The organism is Geobacillus sp. FSL W8-0026, assembly GCF_037966255.1.
In the GTDB taxonomy this organism is placed as follows: domain Bacteria; phylum Bacillota; class Bacilli; order Bacillales; family Anoxybacillaceae; genus Geobacillus; species Geobacillus icigianus.
The window spans coordinates 1-17,241 of the sequence record NZ_CP150194.1; the positions used below are offsets into that span (position 1 = coordinate 1).

The 17,241-nt window shown below is 52.9% G+C and carries 8 protein-coding genes, 2 tRNA genes and 2 rRNA genes; 11 read left to right on the plus strand and 1 reads right to left on the minus strand.

Going from position 1 to position 17,241, the window contains the following annotated elements:
• Positions 1 to 1,353: a chromosomal replication initiator protein DnaA gene (gene dnaA / locus NST29_RS00005; RefSeq protein WP_033017854.1), complete on the plus strand. Its 1,353-nt coding sequence runs from the start codon at positions 1 to 3 to the stop codon at positions 1,351 to 1,353.
• A 171-nt stretch (positions 1,354 to 1,524) separates the two neighbouring features.
• Positions 1,525 to 2,661 (plus strand): DNA polymerase III subunit beta, encoded by a 1,137-nt coding sequence (dnaN, locus tag NST29_RS00010; RefSeq protein ID WP_033842760.1) that lies wholly within the window; start codon positions 1,525 to 1,527, stop codon positions 2,659 to 2,661.
• Positions 2,662 to 2,800: 139 nt separating this feature from the next.
• Here the strand turns inward: dnaN and NST29_RS00015 are convergent, their stop codons facing one another.
• The gene (locus NST29_RS00015) at positions 2,801 to 4,249 is read right to left on the minus strand and encodes an IS66-like element ISGst1 family transposase (protein ID WP_033019592.1); all 1,449 of its coding nucleotides are present in this window, start codon (positions 4,247 to 4,249) and stop codon (positions 2,801 to 2,803) included.
• A 209-nt stretch (positions 4,250 to 4,458) separates the two neighbouring features.
• Between NST29_RS00015 and yaaA the strand changes: the two genes are divergently transcribed.
• The 9 genes from yaaA to NST29_RS00060 all read left to right on the plus strand — a co-directional run bounded on the left by yaaA (position 4,459) and on the right by NST29_RS00060 (position 17,047).
• On the plus strand, positions 4,459 to 4,680 hold the full coding sequence (gene yaaA, locus NST29_RS00020; RefSeq protein WP_033017852.1) for a S4 domain-containing protein YaaA: 222 nt from the start codon (positions 4,459 to 4,461) through the stop codon (positions 4,678 to 4,680).
• 11 nt (positions 4,681 to 4,691) lie between these two features.
• Positions 4,692 to 5,810 (plus strand): DNA replication/repair protein RecF, encoded by a 1,119-nt coding sequence (gene recF, locus NST29_RS00025; RefSeq protein ID WP_033017850.1) that lies wholly within the window; start codon positions 4,692 to 4,694, stop codon positions 5,808 to 5,810.
• 47 nt (positions 5,811 to 5,857) lie between these two features.
• A complete protein-coding gene (gyrB, locus tag NST29_RS00030) occupies positions 5,858 to 7,771 on the plus strand; it encodes a DNA topoisomerase (ATP-hydrolyzing) subunit B (protein ID WP_061912677.1) in 1,914 nt (637 codons plus the stop codon).
• Positions 7,772 to 8,107: 336 nt separating this feature from the next.
• Entirely contained in the window at positions 8,108 to 10,570 is a 2,463-nt protein-coding gene (gene gyrA, locus NST29_RS00035) for a DNA gyrase subunit A (protein WP_339232560.1), read from the plus strand.
• Positions 10,571 to 10,687: 117 nt separating this feature from the next.
• Positions 10,688 to 11,749, plus strand: coding sequence for an HD-GYP domain-containing protein (locus tag NST29_RS00040; protein ID WP_033017847.1), 1,062 nt, complete (start codon positions 10,688 to 10,690; stop codon positions 11,747 to 11,749).
• Between the two features lie 363 nt (positions 11,750 to 12,112).
• Positions 12,113 to 13,670: ribosomal RNA gene (locus tag NST29_RS00045) — 16S ribosomal RNA — on the plus strand.
• Between the two features lie 228 nt (positions 13,671 to 13,898).
• A tRNA-Ile gene (locus NST29_RS00050) sits at positions 13,899 to 13,972 on the plus strand.
• A 10-nt stretch (positions 13,973 to 13,982) separates the two neighbouring features.
• A tRNA-Ala gene (locus NST29_RS00055) sits at positions 13,983 to 14,058 on the plus strand.
• Between the two features lie 62 nt (positions 14,059 to 14,120).
• Positions 14,121 to 17,047 (plus strand): 23S ribosomal RNA (locus NST29_RS00060).
• Together the 16S and 23S rRNA genes with 2 tRNA genes alongside form the textbook arrangement of a ribosomal RNA operon.
• Positions 17,048 to 17,241: the final 194 nt, after the last annotated feature.

Sequence of the window (17,241 nt, forward strand, 5' to 3'; positions counted from 1 at the left end):
GTGGAAAATATCCATGACTTATGGAATCGCGTGCTCGCGGAAATCGAGCAGAAAATTAGCAAGCCGAGCTTTGAGACTTGGCTCAAATCAACGAAGGCCCACTCTTTGCGAGGTGACACGCTCGTCATCGTAGCCCCGAACGAGTTTGCTAGAGATTGGCTTGACTCCCGCTACTCCCATTTGATTGCCGAAACAATCTATGCCATTACCGGCGAAGAGCTGGCCGTCAAATTTATCATTCCGCCTAACCAAGGCGACGAAGACGCTGAATTTCAGGCGGCAGCGAAAAAACAGCGCAAGCCATACGAAGAGACGAACGATTTCCCGCAGAGCATGCTAAATCCGAAGTACACCTTCGATACGTTTGTCATCGGCTCCGGCAACCGATTTGCGCACGCCGCTTCCCTAGCCGTCGCCGAAGCCCCGGCGAAAGCGTACAATCCGCTGTTCATCTACGGCGGTGTCGGGCTAGGGAAAACGCATCTCATGCACGCCATCGGCCATTACGTCATCGAACATAATCCGTCAGCGAAAGTCGTCTACTTATCTTCGGAAAAGTTTACGAACGAGTTTATCAACGCCATCCGCGACAACCGTCCTGATGACTTTCGCAATAAGTATCGAAACGTCGACGTTCTGTTAATCGATGATATTCAATTTTTGGCGGGAAAAGAACAAACGCAGGAAGAGTTTTTCCATACGTTCAATACGCTTCATGAAGAAAGCAAGCAAATCGTCATCTCGAGCGACCGGCCTCCAAAAGAGATCCCAACGCTTGAGGACCGTTTGCGTTCGCGCTTTGAGTGGGGATTGATCACAGACATCACGCCGCCTGATTTGGAAACGCGAATCGCTATTCTCCGGAAAAAAGCGAAGGCAGAGGGATTTGATATCCCAAATGAAGTGATGCTCTACATCGCCAACCAAATCGATTCAAACATCCGCGAGCTGGAAGGGGCGCTCATTCGCGTCGTCGCCTATTCCTCGCTCATTAATAAAGAAATCACCGCCGATCTAGCAGCTGAGGCGCTCAAGGACATCATTCCGAGCGCGAAGCCGAAGGTCATCACGATTCAAGACATTCAGCGCGTCGTCGGCCAACACTTCAACATTAAGCTTGACGATTTCAAAGCTAAAAAACGAACCAAATCGGTCGCGTTTCCCCGGCAGATCGCCATGTATCTCTCCCGTGAGCTGACCGACTGTTCGCTGCCGAAAATCGGCGACGAATTCGGCGGCCGCGACCATACGACGGTCATTCACGCCCATGAAAAAATAACGAAGCTTTTGCAAACGGACACGCAGCTGCAAAAACATATTCAAGAGATTCAAGAAAAGCTGAAGCAATTGTGAATAACAGTCGCTGTCTTACGCACAGCTTATCCACATGTGGACAGGCTGTGCTTGCTCGTCTTTATTTGTTTATCCACATACCAACAAGCCATACGACTAGTACTATGATCTTTGCTTTTATATCTTTATAATTTATTTCCGAAGACATTCCAAATGGGGAGGAACAACAGCGTGAACATTTCCATTGACCGCGAAGCGCTCGTCAAAAGCGTTCAAGATGTGATGAAAGCCGTATCGACAAGAACGACGATCCCGATTTTGACCGGGATTAAACTGACAGCCTCGGCTCGCGGAGTCACCTTAACCGGAAGCGACTCGGACATCTCCATTGAATCGTTTATTCCGCTCGAAAAAGAAGGACGGCTGCTGGTGGATGTAAAGAGGCCGGGAAGCATCGTCTTGCAGGCGCGCTTTTTCTCTGAAATCGTGAAAAAGCTGCCGCAGCAAACGGTGGAAATCGAAACGGAAGACAGCTTTTTAACCGTGATTCGCTCAGGGCACTCCGAATTCCGTCTCAACGGATTTAACGCCGATGAGTACCCGCGCTTGCCGCAAATCGAGGAAGAACACGCCTTTCAAATTCCGGCTGATTTGCTGAAGGCGGTGATCCGCCAAACGGTATTTGCCGTCTCAACATCGGAAACGCGCCCCATCTTGACAGGTGTCAACTGGAAAATAGAAGATGGTGAACTCGTCTGCACCGCTACCGACAGTCACCGTCTGGCAATGCGCAAAGTCAAAATCGGCATTGAAAGCGATTGGGCGTATAACGTCGTCATTCCTGGAAAAAGTCTGAATGAATTGAGCAAAATTTTAGATGATGGCAACCATCCGATCGATATTGTCATCACGGCCAATCAAGTGCTGTTTAAGGCGGAGCATCTTCTGTTTTTCTCACGCCTGCTCGACGGGAACTATCCGGAGACAGCCCGCTTAATCCCGACGGACAGCAAAACAACGGTGACCGTCAATGCCAAGGAGTTTTTGCAGGCGATCGACCGCGCCTCCTTGCTAGCAAGAGAAGGGCGAAACAACGTGGTGAAACTGGCGACGCTCTCAGGAGAGAGGTTGGAAATTTCCTCAGTTTCCCCGGAGATTGGAAAAGTAACAGAACAGCTGAAAGCCGAATCGCTTGAAGGCGAAGAGTTGAACATTTCATTCAGCGCCAAATATATGATGGACGCGTTGCGCGCGCTTGATGGCACCGACATTCAAATCAGCTTCACCGGGGCGATGCGGCCGTTTGTCTTGCGCCCGCTCCACAGCGACTCCATGCTTCAGCTCATCCTGCCGGTCAGAACGTATTGAAGCCGATCCGCTTTGGCGCGTCTGATGGCTAAGGCTGACTTGAATGCCATCAGGCGTTCATTCAATGTAACTATTCACCCCAGTGCTAGTGTATAAAAAAGCCCAGCACAAATAGGGCATTTCGGTCATAGAAAATGCCCTAGGTAGCGGAAAGAACTCGATCGATCGTTTCGCCTGCCAACAGAAGACATAACGAATCCCACACGTTTTTTTCGTGTTTCGTCAGTGTGGAAACGATGCTTCTTGCGATGCAAAACGACTGCGCGAATGTTTCTTCGCGAAACGTACCCGAAATGTTCTCTTTGACTTTGACCATGCGAAGATCGCGTTCGGCTTGGTTGTTATCAAAGGGAACATGTACTTCACGTAAGAAACGCAGCGCTTCTTCCTTTCGTTTTTGAAGGCGTCGAACAAAAGCGAGTGCTTTTTTCGGAAGAGGCGTCATCGTTTCTAATCGGTGTTGTGCTCTTTCTAGGATGCGATCATACACTCGTTCCCACCGTCTCGCTTCTTCTTCGGAAAGTGCACCGTGATGGGCTTCGACGGCTTGCTTGGCGGCTAACAGAAACGTGGTCATGCGCATCGCCCACGTATGCCCCTGTTCGATGAATCCTTTTAACTCACGCAAATGGTGGGCATGACAAAGGGCATGGGTGGCATGTGTGTATTTCGGATACGTACCGAACGCATCGTGCATCATCGTCCCTTCATATCGGGGAAGAATCCCGATATCATCGGTCGCTTTTTTTCCACGAGAAGCGTGAGGAGCCAAGTATGTATATCTCGATGTACACGCGACATGCACCCATGCGAGTTTCCCATTGATGCGCAAACTCGTTTCATCGACATGCAGGATGTTGGATTCAAGTAAGGCGTCTTCGATGATGTCCATATTGGATTCCAACGATTCGCGTCCTCGTTTCACCATATTGGCAAGAGTTCCCGTACTAATCGAGTGTTGATATAACGCTTCGATTGTATCACTTAAACGCTTGTACGGGATCAATTGGATATGATGTAAATAAACAACGAGCGCCGTGAGCCGTGGACCGTATTGCACATGATTCGTGACATGGGATGGGAATTCGGCTTGTTGCACGCATCGACAATGTGGACACGATTTCACTTCACGTTCATGTTGTGTCACCTCGATCGCCACAGGAGGGACATCAAACACTTGACGGATATCGACTTTGAACGGTTTGACTTCACGCAAAGAAGCTCCACATCCTTGACACGTATGCACACGGTGGACGACACGATGATGTGGATGTTCCACTTGACGGAGCGTCTTCCCCTCATGTCCCTCTTGCCCACCAAGCTTTTTGCCAGACGGCTCGCGGGAGGAACGCTTTTTCTCAAAACGGTCAGAAGATGGGGGCAAATGGCTATTGGAGCTGTTTTTTTTCGTGCGTGCTTCCAGCTCTTGAACACGGTACTTCAGTTGTTCATTTTCTTTGCGTAGCTGTTTGTTTTCTTTCAACAGTTGCTCAATGACTTGTTGTTGGTGAGTAATGAGCTGCTTTTGTTGTTGGGCTTTGCTGATTAAGCTTTCAACTGTAAATACAGCTTGTTGTACCGTCAACATGCGATTCACCTCCTTGTCTATCAATATTCACATCATGGACAGGAAAAGCAAAAAATATTCAGCTCACTTTATGATGTGGCTGAATAGTTACCATTCAATGAGGGAGAGCCACCGCTTTTCTCCCTTTCATCGGGTTTCTTTGCGAACGAACGAATTTTTCGGTAAAATAAAAGAATAGGCAGTTTGTAACGAAAGCGAGCGATGAACGGATGGAACGACAAGTCGCCATTAAGACGGAGACGATTACGCTAGGGCAGATGCTAAAGTTGGCGCATGTGATTGACACCGGCGGCGCAGCCAAATGGTTTTTGCAGGAACATGACGTGCTGGTGAACGGGGAACGGGAAAACCGGCGCGGGCGGAAGTTAAAAGAAGGCGACCGGGTCGAGATCAAAGAGGTCGGCGCGTTTGTCATCGTAAAAGCGGAGTAGGTGAAGGCCGGGTGTTTTTAACCGACTTAGCGTTGACGAACTACCGCAATTATGAGCGGGAAACGATGCGTTTCGATCAAGGGGTAAACATTATTTTGGGGGAAAACGCCCAAGGAAAAACGAATATGATGGAGGCTATTTACGTTTTGGCGATGGCCAAATCGCATCGCACGTCCAACGATAAAGACCTTATTCGTTGGAATGAAGAGTATGCTAAAATAGAGGGGAAAGCAGAGAAACGCAACGGATCGTTGTCGCTCGAACTGTTGATCTCCAAAAAAGGGAAACGAGCCAAATGCAATCACATTGAGCAGCAGCGGCTCAGTCAATATGTCGGCCATTTAAATGTCGTCATGTTCGCCCCGGAAGACTTGAATTTAGTCAAAGGAAGCCCGCAAGTGCGGCGCCGGTTTATCGATATGGAAATCGGGCAGATTTCGCCCGTTTATATACACGATTTAAGCCAGTACCAGAAGTTGTTGCAGCAGCGCAATCATTGCCTGAAAATGATGCAGACCCGCGAGCGGAGCGACGAGGCGGTGCTTGACGTCCTAACCGAACAGCTTGTTTGGCTGGCGGCCAAAATTACGTTGCGACGCCGCCAGTTTTTGTCGTTGCTTGAGCAGTGGGCGGCTCCCATCCATCGCGAAATCAGCCGTGGGGCCGAACAGCTCCACATTCGCTATGAACCGTCGGTCGACGTATCAGACAAGGCGGAATTGTCGAGAATAGTAGAAGCATACAGAGAAACGTTCGCCGCCGTAAAGGAGCGAGAAGTTCAACGAGGGACGACCTTGGTCGGCCCCCACCGCGATGAGGTGGCGTTTTGGGTGAACGGAAAAAATGTACAAACTTTCGGTTCACAAGGACAACAGCGCACGACAGCGCTGGCAGTCAAATTGGCAGAAATTGAGCTCATCTTTTCCGAGTTAGGCGATTACCCCATTTTATTGCTTGATGATGTATTGTCGGAGCTGGACGACTTTCGGCAAACCCACCTCCTTGATGCCATCCGGAAAAAAGTGCAAACTTTTGTCACAACGACAAGCATCGACGGCATTAACCACGATGTGATTCAAGAAGCGGCGATTTATCGAGTCCATTCCGGTTCGGTCATCGCTCCTTCTTGATCGTGATTGAACGTTTGCAAAGAAAGCGTAGGTGATCAGGCATGACCATGGAACAGCGAGTCGAGGCGTACGATGCAAGTCAAATTCAAGTGCTTGAAGGCCTTGAAGCCGTCCGCAAGCGCCCAGGAATGTATATCGGATCAACGGGATCAAAAGGGCTGCACCACCTCGTTTGGGAAATCGTCGACAACAGCATCGACGAAGCGCTGGCAGGCTATTGCACGACCATTGATGTGACGATCGGCAAAGACAACAGCATCACCGTCGCCGACAATGGACGCGGCATCCCGGTTGACATTCATGAAGCGACTGGCCGCCCGGCTGTTGAAGTCATTATGACCGTTCTGCATGCCGGCGGGAAGTTTGGCGGAGGGGGTTATAAAGTATCCGGCGGCTTGCACGGGGTTGGCGCTTCCGTCGTCAACGCCCTGTCGGAGTGGCTCGAAGTGTACGTGTATCGCGATGGAAACATCCATTATCAGCGGTACGAGCGGGGAGAGCCTTGCACCGACTTGCAAATCATCGGCGAAACGGACCGAACCGGGACAACGACTCGCTTTAAGCCGGACCCAGAGATTTTTACCGAAACGATTGAGTTCGATTACGAAACGCTGGCCGCCCGGTTGCGCGAGCTCGCCTTTTTAAATCGCGGCTTGAAAATCACGTTGACCGATGAACGGGTTGACAACCGGAGAAACGAATATGTTTATGAAGGCGGCATTCGCTCCTATGTCCAGCATTTGAATCGGACGCGCGAAGTGCTGCATGAGGAGCCGATTTATATCGCCGGCGAGCGGGACGGCATTGCAGTTGAAATCGCCTTGCAGTACAACGACGGGTACACGAGCAACATCTATTCGTTCGTCAACAACATTCATACGCATGAAGGCGGCACGCATGAATCCGGCTTTAAAATGGCGCTGACGCGCATTATCAACGACTATGCCCGCAAGCAACAATTGGTGAAAGACAACGATGCCAATTTAACCGGTGAGGATGTGCGTGAAGGATTGACCGCCATCGTGTCGATCAAACACCCGTCTCCGCAATTTGAAGGGCAGACGAAAACGAAGCTCGGTAACAGCGATGCCCGTACGGTGACCGATGCGATTTTTTCCGAACAGTTTGAAACGTTTTTGCTGGAAAACCCGACAATCGCCCGCAAGATTGTGGAAAAAAGCATGATGGCAGCGCGCGCCCGGCTGGCGGCGAAAAAAGCGCGCGAGTTGACGCGGCGCAAAAGCGCGCTCGAAATTTCCAATTTGCCGGGGAAATTGGCCGACTGTTCATCGCGAGATCCAGCGATCAGCGAGCTGTACGTCGTTGAGGGCGACTCGGCGGGCGGATCAGCGAAACAAGGGCGTGACCGCCATTTTCAAGCCATTTTGCCGCTGCGCGGGAAAATTCTTAACGTGGAAAAAGCACGCTTGGACAAAATTTTGTCAAACAATGAGGTGCGGGCGATTATTACGGCGCTTGGCACGGGCATTGGCGAAGATTTTGACATCTCGAAAGCCCGTTATCATAAAGTCATTATCATGACCGACGCGGACGTTGACGGCGCTCACATCCGCACGCTCCTTTTGACGTTCTTTTACCGCTATATGCGTCAATTGATTGAACAAGGCTATATTTATATTGCCCAGCCTCCGCTCTATAAAATCGAGCAGGGAAAACAAGTCCGTTACGCTTACAACGACCGTCAGCTTGAACAAATTCTCGCCGCGTTGCCCGATCAGCCCAAACCGACGATTCAGCGCTACAAAGGATTGGGCGAGATGAATCCGGAACAGCTTTGGGAAACGACGATGAATCCAGAGACGAGAACACTGCTGCAAGTAAGTTTGCAGGACGCCATCGATGCGGACGAAACGTTTGAAATTTTAATGGGCGATAAAGTCGAACCGCGCCGCCAGTTTATCGAAGAAAACGCGCGTTACGTGAAAAACTTAGATATCTAGGAGGCCGGTGAAAAACCGCTGATCCCCTTCATCAATGGGAGAGTGATTGAAAAGCAGGCCCGATACAACAAGGTTTTTCTAATTGAGAAATGACATGGTAAAGCCGTATACGCCATTAAATCACAACCTTCTAGGAGGGTCGGTGAACGTCACATCATTGGAGTCCGTTTTAAAGCTGATCCATCTGATTTTTTGTAGGCTTTGAACTGAGAGGAAGACAGCCCCCTTCCCGCTTCGTGACGCCGCTGGGTGTCCTCGCATGCGCAGGTGGACTGACGCCACCCGTCTGTCGCCGGCCAGTCGGATCGGAGGAGGGTTTTAAGGGAGGTTTGAAGAATGGCAGAACATGAACAACCGCGCATTCGCGAAGTCAATATCAGCCAAGAGATGCGCTCCTCGTTTCTCGACTATGCGATGAGCGTCATCGTTTCCCGCGCGTTGCCGGATGTGCGCGACGGCTTGAAACCGGTGCACCGCCGCATTTTGTACGCCATGCATGATCTTGGAATGACCGCCGATAAACCGTACAAAAAATCAGCTCGCATCGTCGGCGAAGTGATCGGGAAATACCATCCGCACGGGGATGCCGCCGTGTATGATACGATGGTGCGCATGGCGCAAGATTTCAACTACCGCTACATGCTTGTTGACGGCCATGGGAACTTTGGATCGATCGACGGCGACGCTGCCGCCGCCATGCGCTATACGGAAGCGCGCATGGCGAAAATCGCGATGGAATTGCTTCGTGATATCAATAAAGATACGATTGACTACCAAGACAACTATGATGGCTCGGAAAAAGAGCCGGTCGTGCTGCCGTCCCGATTTCCGAATTTATTGGTCAACGGCTCATCGGGCATTGCGGTTGGAATGGCGACGAACATTCCGCCCCATCAGCTCGGTGAAGTGATCGATGCGTTGCTGGCGCTAAGCCGAAACCCAGAGATGACGGTTGCCGACTTGATGAAATACATCCCGGGCCCCGATTTTCCGACCGCCGGACAAATTATCGGCCGCAGCGGCATCCGCAAAGCGTATGAAACCGGCCGCGGTTCGATTACGCTGCGCGCCAAGGCCGAAATTGAACAGCAGCCGAACGGCAAAGAAACGATCATTGTGAGCGAACTTCCTTACCAAGTGAACAAAGCGAAGCTGATTGAGCGGATCGCCGAACTTGTCCGTGAGAAAAAAATCGACGGGATCACTGATTTGCGCGATGAATCGGACCGGAGCGGCATGCGCATTGTCATCGAGGTGCGGCGCGATGCGAACGCCAAAGTCGTGCTGAACAATTTGTACAAACATACCGCGCTGCAAACGAGCTTTGGGATTAATATGCTCGCTTTGGTGAACGGCGAGCCGAAAGTGCTGAACTTAAAAGAATGTTTGGAGCATTATTTAAACCATCAAAAGACAGTGATTCGCCGACGGACGGCATTTGAACTGCAAAAAGCCGAAGCGCGCGCTCACATTTTAGAAGGTTTGCGCACGGCTCTCGATCATTTGGATGAAGTGATTGATCTCATCCGCCGTTCGCAGACGACAGAAGCGGCGCGCCAAGGATTGATGGAGCGGTTTTCCCTCAGCGAGCGGCAGGCGCAGGCGATTTTGGATATGCGTTTGCAGCGGCTGACCGGCCTCGAGCGGGAAAAAATTGAACAAGAATATCAAGAGCTTGTCCGCTTGATCGCTGAGCTGAAAGCGGTGCTCGCCGATGAAGAAAAAGTGTTGCAAATCATCCGTGACGAATTGAGCGAAATCAAGGAGCGGTTTAATGATGAGCGGCGCACGGAAATCGTGGCAGGAGCCGTCGAACAGTTTGATGACGAAGACTTGATTCCGCACGAGCGCGTCGTCATTACCCTCACCCATAAAGGCTACATCAAGCGTCTGCCTTTATCGACGTACCGGAGCCAAAAGCGCGGCGGTCGGGGTGTGCAAGGAATGAACACAGCGGAAGATGATTTTGTCGAACACTTGCTGATCACATCGACTCATGACACTGTCCTATTTTTCACGAACAAAGGGAAAGTATATCAGGCGAAAGGCTACGAAATTCCAGAGTTCGGACGAACCGCCAAAGGGCTTCCGATCGTGAACTTGCTCGAACTTGAAAAAGGTGAATGGATCAACGCTATGATCCCGATCGAGGAATTTGACGGCGAACGTTACCTCGTGTTTGCAACGAAACAGGGGATCGCGAAACGCTCTTCGCTCTCCGCGTTTGCCCATATTCGCAACAATGGGTTGATCGCTATTCATTTGCGTGAAGGCGATGAACTCATTTCGGTCCGATTGACAGACGGTCAAAAGCATGTAATTGTCGGCACGAAAAATGGTCTGCTCATTCGCTTTCCGGAAACCGACGTGCGGGCCATGGGACGCAGCGCGACTGGAGTCAAAGCGATCACGCTTGACGACAACGACGAAGTAGTCGGGATGGAGATTTTGGAAGATCACCATGACGTGCTTGTCGTCACGAAAAAAGGGTTCGGCAAGCGCACTCCGGCTTCGGAATACCGCGTGCAAAGCCGCGGTGGCAAAGGATTGAAAACATGCAATGTTACACCAAAAAATGGCCCGGTTGTTGCGGTGACGACTGTCGTCGGCAACGAAGATTTGATGGTCATTACGACAGGCGGCGTGCTCATTCGTATGGCGGTCAGTGACATTTCCCGCACAGGGAGAATCGCTCAAGGCGTAAAACTTATCCGCCTTTCTGGCGATGACGAGCATGAATGTGTAGCCACTGTGGCGAAAGTGCCTGAAGAAGAAAAAGAAGAAGGACATCTCGCCTAATGGGGACGACGCTCTGCTGCAACGGACAGGGAGCGTCGGTTTTTATGTCGAAACCGCTGTCCATGCACCCAAAGTCATGTTACGATAAAAGATATAAGAGAAGGGAGGAACAAACTGATGGTTCGCGTAAACCGTTCCCGGCTTCGTGAAGGATGCGTGCTTGCCGATGATGTGCTTGGCCCGACCAAGCGGCCCATTATCCCGAAAAATACGATCATCACGGAGCCGCTGCTGCACGTGCTTGAAAAGTTTCTCATTGACGAGGTGGAAATCGAGCCAGTTCTCGCCAATGGTGAGCCGTTTTTTGAAGAAGATGTCATCGGGGCGACGGCTCATCGACAGCCCATTTCCTCGTATTTGCAGGCGGTCCAACGATATAAACAGCTGTTTCAATCATGGCAATCGGGACTGCCGATTGAAATCAGGGAAATCCGCGAGCTGATCATTCCGCTTTTAGAGCAAATGGCGCACGCGAAGCACGATTTGCTCACAGTTCGTCATTATGCGTCCAAGGACGATTATCTTTATCATCACGCTGTCAGTGTAGGAGTGATCGCTGGTTTGCTGGCAATGGAGCTCGGATACAGCGAAGGGGAATGCTATCAAGTTGCTCTTGCCGGCGCGCTAGCAGACTGCGGAATGGCGAAAGTCAGCAAACAGGTTTTATGGAAATCGTCCGCTCTTACCGAGGCTGAATTTAACGAGGTGAAACAGCATCCGATTTTCGGTTATCGCATGGTACAAAAAATCCCGGCCTTAACTCATGGAGCCAAACTCGCGGTGTTGCAACATCATGAACGAAAGGATGGCAGGGGTTACCCGCTTGGCATTCAAGCAGAAAAAATTCATCCGTACAGCCTGATTGTGGCTGTCGCCGATGTATTTCATGCCATGACTTCAGAACGGCTATACCGCCGGAAACAATCACCGTTTCGGGCGATTGAAACGATTTGGCGAGAACAACCTAGCAAACTGGACGCCCAAGCTGTCGCCGCGTTGATCAACGGCCTCATTGGGCTGCAAAAGGGCACGATTGTCCGGCTTTCTGACGGCCAGCGGGCCGAAGTAATATCTGCTCGCTCTGACGATCCTGTCCGACCGATTGTCAAAATCATTGAAACGGGACAGTTGCTTCCATTGAATCAACGGCGCGATCTATTTATCGATGAGATCCTATAAAAACCGTCATTCCAAAAAATTCTGTTGCAAAAATGAAAGAGACGTGATACAATCAAATTTGCTTGCAACGATAAAAAAGAAAAAAGCGTTGACTTTTGATCGCTTTTTTGTTATTATTTAATAGCTGTCTTTATTCGTGATCATGCTCCTTGAAAACTAAACAAAACCCAAGCGCCAATACGAAAAGCGGAGGTCGCTTGCCTATCGGCGAAACGCGCTGGAGGGCCTGCGAGGAGGCTATGGCTGCCGCAGCAGGACCGAAGCGTCGCGAGCCGATAGCGGCCGAAGCTAGACAATCCGAAAAGTGGAGGCCGCTTGACACGTTTGGTGTCGGTGCCGAAGCTTGCAAAGCCAATCCACTTTCTTTTGGAGAGTTTGATCCTGGCTCAGGACGAACGCTGGCGGCGTGCCTAATACATGCAAGTCGAGCGGACCGAATCGGAGCTTGCTCTTATTTGGTCAGCGGCGGACGGGTGAGTAACACGTGGGCAACCTGCCCGCAAGACCGGGATAACTCCGGGAAACCGGAGCTAATACCGGATAACACCGAAGACCGCATGGTCTTTGGTTGAAAGGCGGCCTTTGGCTGTCACTTGCGGATGGGCCCGCGGCGCATTAGCTAGTTGGTGAGGTAACGGCTCACCAAGGCGACGATGCGTAGCCGGCCTGAGAGGGTGACCGGCCACACTGGGACTGAGACACGGCCCAGACTCCTACGGGAGGCAGCAGTAGGGAATCTTCCGCAATGGGCGAAAGCCTGACGGAGCGACGCCGCGTGAGCGAAGAAGGCCTTCGGGTCGTAAAGCTCTGTTGTGAGGGACGAAGGAGCGCCGTTTGAACAAGGCGGCGCGGTGACGGTACCTCACGAGAAAGCCCCGGCTAACTACGTGCCAGCAGCCGCGGTAATACGTAGGGGGCGAGCGTTGTCCGGAATTATTGGGCGTAAAGCGCGCGCAGGCGGCTTCTTAAGTCTGATGTGAAAGCCCACGGCTCAACCGTGGAGGGTCATTGGAAACTGGGGAGCTTGAGTGCAGGAGAGGGGAGCGGAATTCCACGTGTAGCGGTGAAATGCGTAGAGATGTGGAGGAACACCAGTGGCGAAGGCGGCTCTCTGGCCTGTAACTGACGCTGAGGCGCGAAAGCGTGGGGAGCAAACAGGATTAGATACCCTGGTAGTCCACGCCGTAAACGATGAGTGCTAAGTGTTAGAGGGGTCACACCCTTTAGTGCTGCAGCTAACGCGATAAGCACTCCGCCTGGGGAGTACGGCCGCAAGGCTGAAACTCAAAGGAATTGACGGGGGCCCGCACAAGCGGTGGAGCATGTGGTTTAATTCGAAGCAACGCGAAGAACCTTACCAGGTCTTGACATCCCCTGACCACCCAAGAGATTGGGCGTTCCCCCTTCGGGGGGACAGGGTGACAGGTGGTGCATGGTTGTCGTCAGCTCGTGTCGTGAGATGTTGGGTTAAGTCCCGCAACGAGCGCAACCCTCGCCTCTCGTTGCCAGCATTCAGTTGGGCACTCTAGAGGGACTGCCGGCGACAAGTCGGAGGAAGGTGGGGATGACGTCAAATCATCATGCCCCTTATGACCTGGGCTACACACGTGCTACAATGGGCGGTACAAAGGGCAGCGAACCCGCGAGGGGGAGCGAATCCCAAAAAGCCGCTCTCAGTTCGGATTGCAGGCTGCAACTCGCCTGCATGAAGCCGGAATCGCTAGTAATCGCGGATCAGCATGCCGCGGTGAATACGTTCCCGGGCCTTGTACACACCGCCCGTCACACCACGAGAGCTTGCAACACCCGAAGTCGGTGCGGTAACCCTGACGGGAGCCAGCCGCCGAAGGTGGGGCAAGTGATTGGGGTGAAGTCGTAACAAGGTAGCCGTACCGGAAGGTGCGGCTGGATCACCTCCTTTCTAAGGGGAAAAGCGAAGGTCGCCCGCCTATCGGCAAAACGCGCTGGAGGGCCTGCGAGGAGGCTATTGCCGCCGCAGCAGGACCGAAGCGTCGCGAGCCGATGGTGGACGGAGCTAGCCAATACGAAAAGCGGAAGCAAGACAACGATGGATCGTTCACACAGAGGCGCTTGTGGTTTTGTTTAGTTTTGAGGGAGCATGATTCCTCGACACAACGATATTGGTTATGGGCCTATAGCTCAGCTGGTCAGAGCGCACGCCTGATAAGCGTGAGGTCGGTGGTTCAAGTCCACTTAGGCCCATCTCGATGAAGGGGCCTTAGCTCAGCTGGGAGAGCGCCTGCTTTGCACGCAGGAGGTCATCGGTTCGATCCCGATAGGCTCCACCATTTCCATCGTTCCTTGAAAACTAGATAACCGGAAACGCAAAGGAAGAAGCCGAGACGCTGTAGGTTAAGCTAGAAAGGGCGCACGGTGGATGCCTTGGCACTAGGAGCCGATGAAGGACGGGGCAAACGCCGAAACGCTCCGGGGAGCTGTAAGCAAGCGTCGATCCGGAGATGTCCGAATGGGGGAACCCCCTGTCCGTAATGGGGCAGGATCCATGCCTGAATCCATAGGGCATGGAGGGCACACCCGGGGAACTGAAACATCTTAGTACCCGGAGGAGAAGAAAGCAAACGCGATTCCCTGAGTAGCGGCGAGCGAAACGGGAACAGCCCAAACCAAGAGGCGTGCCTCTTGGGGTTGTAGGACCGCTCATAGGGGAGTGAGAAAGGAACGGGGTAGACGAACCGGTCTGGAACGGCCGGCCAGAGAAGGTGAGAGCCCTGTAGTCGAAACTTCGTTCCCTCCCGAGCGGTTCCTGAGTACGGCGGGACACGGGAAATCCCGTCGGAAGCAGGGAGGACCATCTCCCAAGGCTAAATACTCCCTAGTGACCGATAGCGAACCAGTACCGTGAGGGAAAGGTGAAAAGCACCCCGGAAGGGGAGTGAAAGAGAACCTGAAACCGTGTGCCTACAAGTAGTCAGAGCCCGTTCATGGGTGATGGCGTGCCTTTTGTAGAATGAACCGGCGAGTGACGATGGCGTGCGAGGTTAAGCCGGGAAGGCGGAGCCGCAGCGAAAGCGAGTCTGAACAGGGCGTGAAGTACGTCGTCGTCGACCCGAAACCAGGTGATCTACCCATGTCCAGGGTGAAGGCCGGGTAACACCGGCTGGAGGCCCGAACCCACGCACGTTGAAAAGTGCGGGGATGAGGTGTGGGTAGGGGTGAAATGCCAATCGAACTTGGAGATAGCTGGTTCTCCCCGAAATAGCTTTCGGGCTAGCCTCGGGTGTAAGAGTCTTGGAGGTAGAGCACTGATTGGGCTAGGGGCCCTCATCGGGTTACCGAACCCAGTCAAACTCCGAATGCCAACGACTTATGCCCGGGAGTCAGACTGCGAGTGATAAGATCCGTGGTCGAGAGGGAAACAGCCCAGATCGCCAGCTAAGGCCCCCAAGTGCACGTTCAGTGGAAAAGGATGTGGAGTTGCGAAGACAACCAGGATGTTGGCTTAGAAGCAGCCACCATTTAAAGAGTGCGTAATAGCTCACTGGTCGAGTGACTCTGCGCCGAAAATGTACCGGGGCTAAACGTGCCGCCGAAGCTGCGGGATGACCGTTGGTCATCGGTAGGGGAGCGTTCTAAGGGCAGAGAAGCCAGACCGGAAGGACTGGTGGAGCGCTTAGAAGTGAGAATGCCGGTATGAGTAGCGAAAACAGAGGTGAGAATCCTCTGCGCCGAAAGCCTAAGGGTTCCTGAGGAAGGTTCGTCCGCTCAGGGTTAGTCGGGACCTAAGCCGAGGCCGAAAGGCGTAGGTGATGGGCAACAGGTGGAGATTCCTGTACCACCTCCTTCCCGTTGGAGCGATGGGGGGACGCAGGAGGATAGGGCGAGCAGGCGGCTGGAAGAGCCTGTCCAAGCAGTGAGGCTGGCCAGTAGGCAAATCCGCTGGCCGGAAGGCCAAGCTGTGATGGCGACGGAGTCATCCGGAAGTCCCCGATTTCACACTGCCAAGAAAAGCCTCTAGCGAGGGAAGAGGTGCCCGTACCGCAAACCGACACAGGTAGGCGAGGAGAGAATCCTCAGGCGCGCGGGAGAACTCTCGTTAAGGAACTCGGCAAAATGACCCCGTAACTTCGGGAGAAGGGGTGCTCTTTCGGGTGAAGAGCCTGGAAGAGCCGCAGTGAAAAGGCCCAAGCGACTGTTTATCAAAAACACAGGTCTCTGCGAAGCCGAAAGGCGACGTATAGGGGCTGACACCTGCCCGGTGCTGGAAGGTTAAGGGGAGCGCTGAGCGGAAGCGAAGGTGCGAACCGAAGCCCCAGTAAACGGCGGCCGTAACTATAACGGTCCTAAGGTAGCGAAATTCCTTGTCGGGTAAGTTCCGACCCGCACGAAAGGTGTAACGACTTGGGCGCTGTCTCAACGAGAGACCCGGTGAAATTATACTACCTGTGAAGATGCAGGTTCCCCGCGACAGGACGGAAAGACCCCGTGGAGCTTTACTGCAGCCTGATATGGAATTTTGGTATCGCTTGTACAGGATAGGTGGGAGCCTGAGAAGCCGGAGCGCCAGCTTCGGTGGAGGCGCCGGTGGGATACCACCCTGGCGGTATTGAAATTCTAACCCGCACCCCTTAGCGGGGTGGGAGACAGTGTCAGGTGGGCAGTTTGACTGGGGCGGTCGCCTCCCAAAAGGTAACGGAGGCGCCCAAAGGTTCCCTCAGAATGGTTGGAAATCATTCGGAGAGTGCAAAGGCACAAGGGAGCTTGACTGCGAGACGGACAGGTCGAGCAGGGACGAAAGTCGGGCTTAGTGATCCGGTGGTTCCGCATGGAAGGGCCATCGCTCAACGGATAAAAGCTACCCCGGGGATAACAGGCTGATCTCCCCCAAGAGTCCACATCGACGGGGAGGTTTGGCACCTCGATGTCGGCTCATCGCATCCTGGGGCTGTAGTCGGTCCCAAGGGTTGGGCTGTTCGCCCATTAAAGCGGTACGCGAGCTGGGTTCAGAACGTCGTGAGACAGTTCGGTCCCTATCCGTCGCGGGCGTAGGAAATTTGCGAGGAGCTGTCCTTAGTACGAGAGGACCGGGATGGACGCACCGCTGGTGTACCAGTTGTCCCGCCAGGGGCACCGCTGGGTAGCTATGTGCGGACGGGATAAGCGCTGAAAGCATCTAAGCGTGAAGCCCCCCTCAAGATGAGATTTCCCATCGCGTTAGGCGAGTAAGATCCCTCGAAGATGACGAGGTCGATAGGTCCGAGGTGGAAGCGTGGCGACACGTGGAGCTGACGGATACTAATCGATCGAGGGCTTAACCTAGAAAAGCGGAGGCCGCCCGCCGATCGGCGAAACGCGCTGGAGGGCCTGCGAGGAGGCTATGCCGCCACAGCAGGACCGAAGCGTCGCGAGCCGATGGCGGCCGGAGCTAGACCGGACGATACGCGGCTTCTTCCGACGGTTATCTAGTTTTGAAGGAATGCGTTCCTTCTTGACAGGAATTAATTTTCTGGTAT

What these genes read in the sequence shown, in the direction of transcription:
- gyrB (WP_061912677.1), top strand. Translation starts at nt 5,858, where the DNA reads ATGGAACAGCGAGTCGAGGCGTACGATGCAAGTCAAATTCAAGTGCTT.
- NST29_RS00040 (WP_033017847.1), top strand. Translation starts at nt 10,688, where the DNA reads ATGGTTCGCGTAAACCGTTCCCGGCTTCGTGAAGGATGCGTGCTTGCC.
- yaaA (WP_033017852.1), top strand. Translation starts at nt 4,459, where the DNA reads ATGGAACGACAAGTCGCCATTAAGACGGAGACGATTACGCTAGGGCAG.
- gyrA (WP_339232560.1), top strand. Translation starts at nt 8,108, where the DNA reads ATGGCAGAACATGAACAACCGCGCATTCGCGAAGTCAATATCAGCCAA.
- NST29_RS00015 (WP_033019592.1), bottom strand. Translation starts at nt 4,249, where the DNA reads ATGTTGACGGTACAACAAGCTGTATTTACAGTTGAAAGCTTAATCAGC.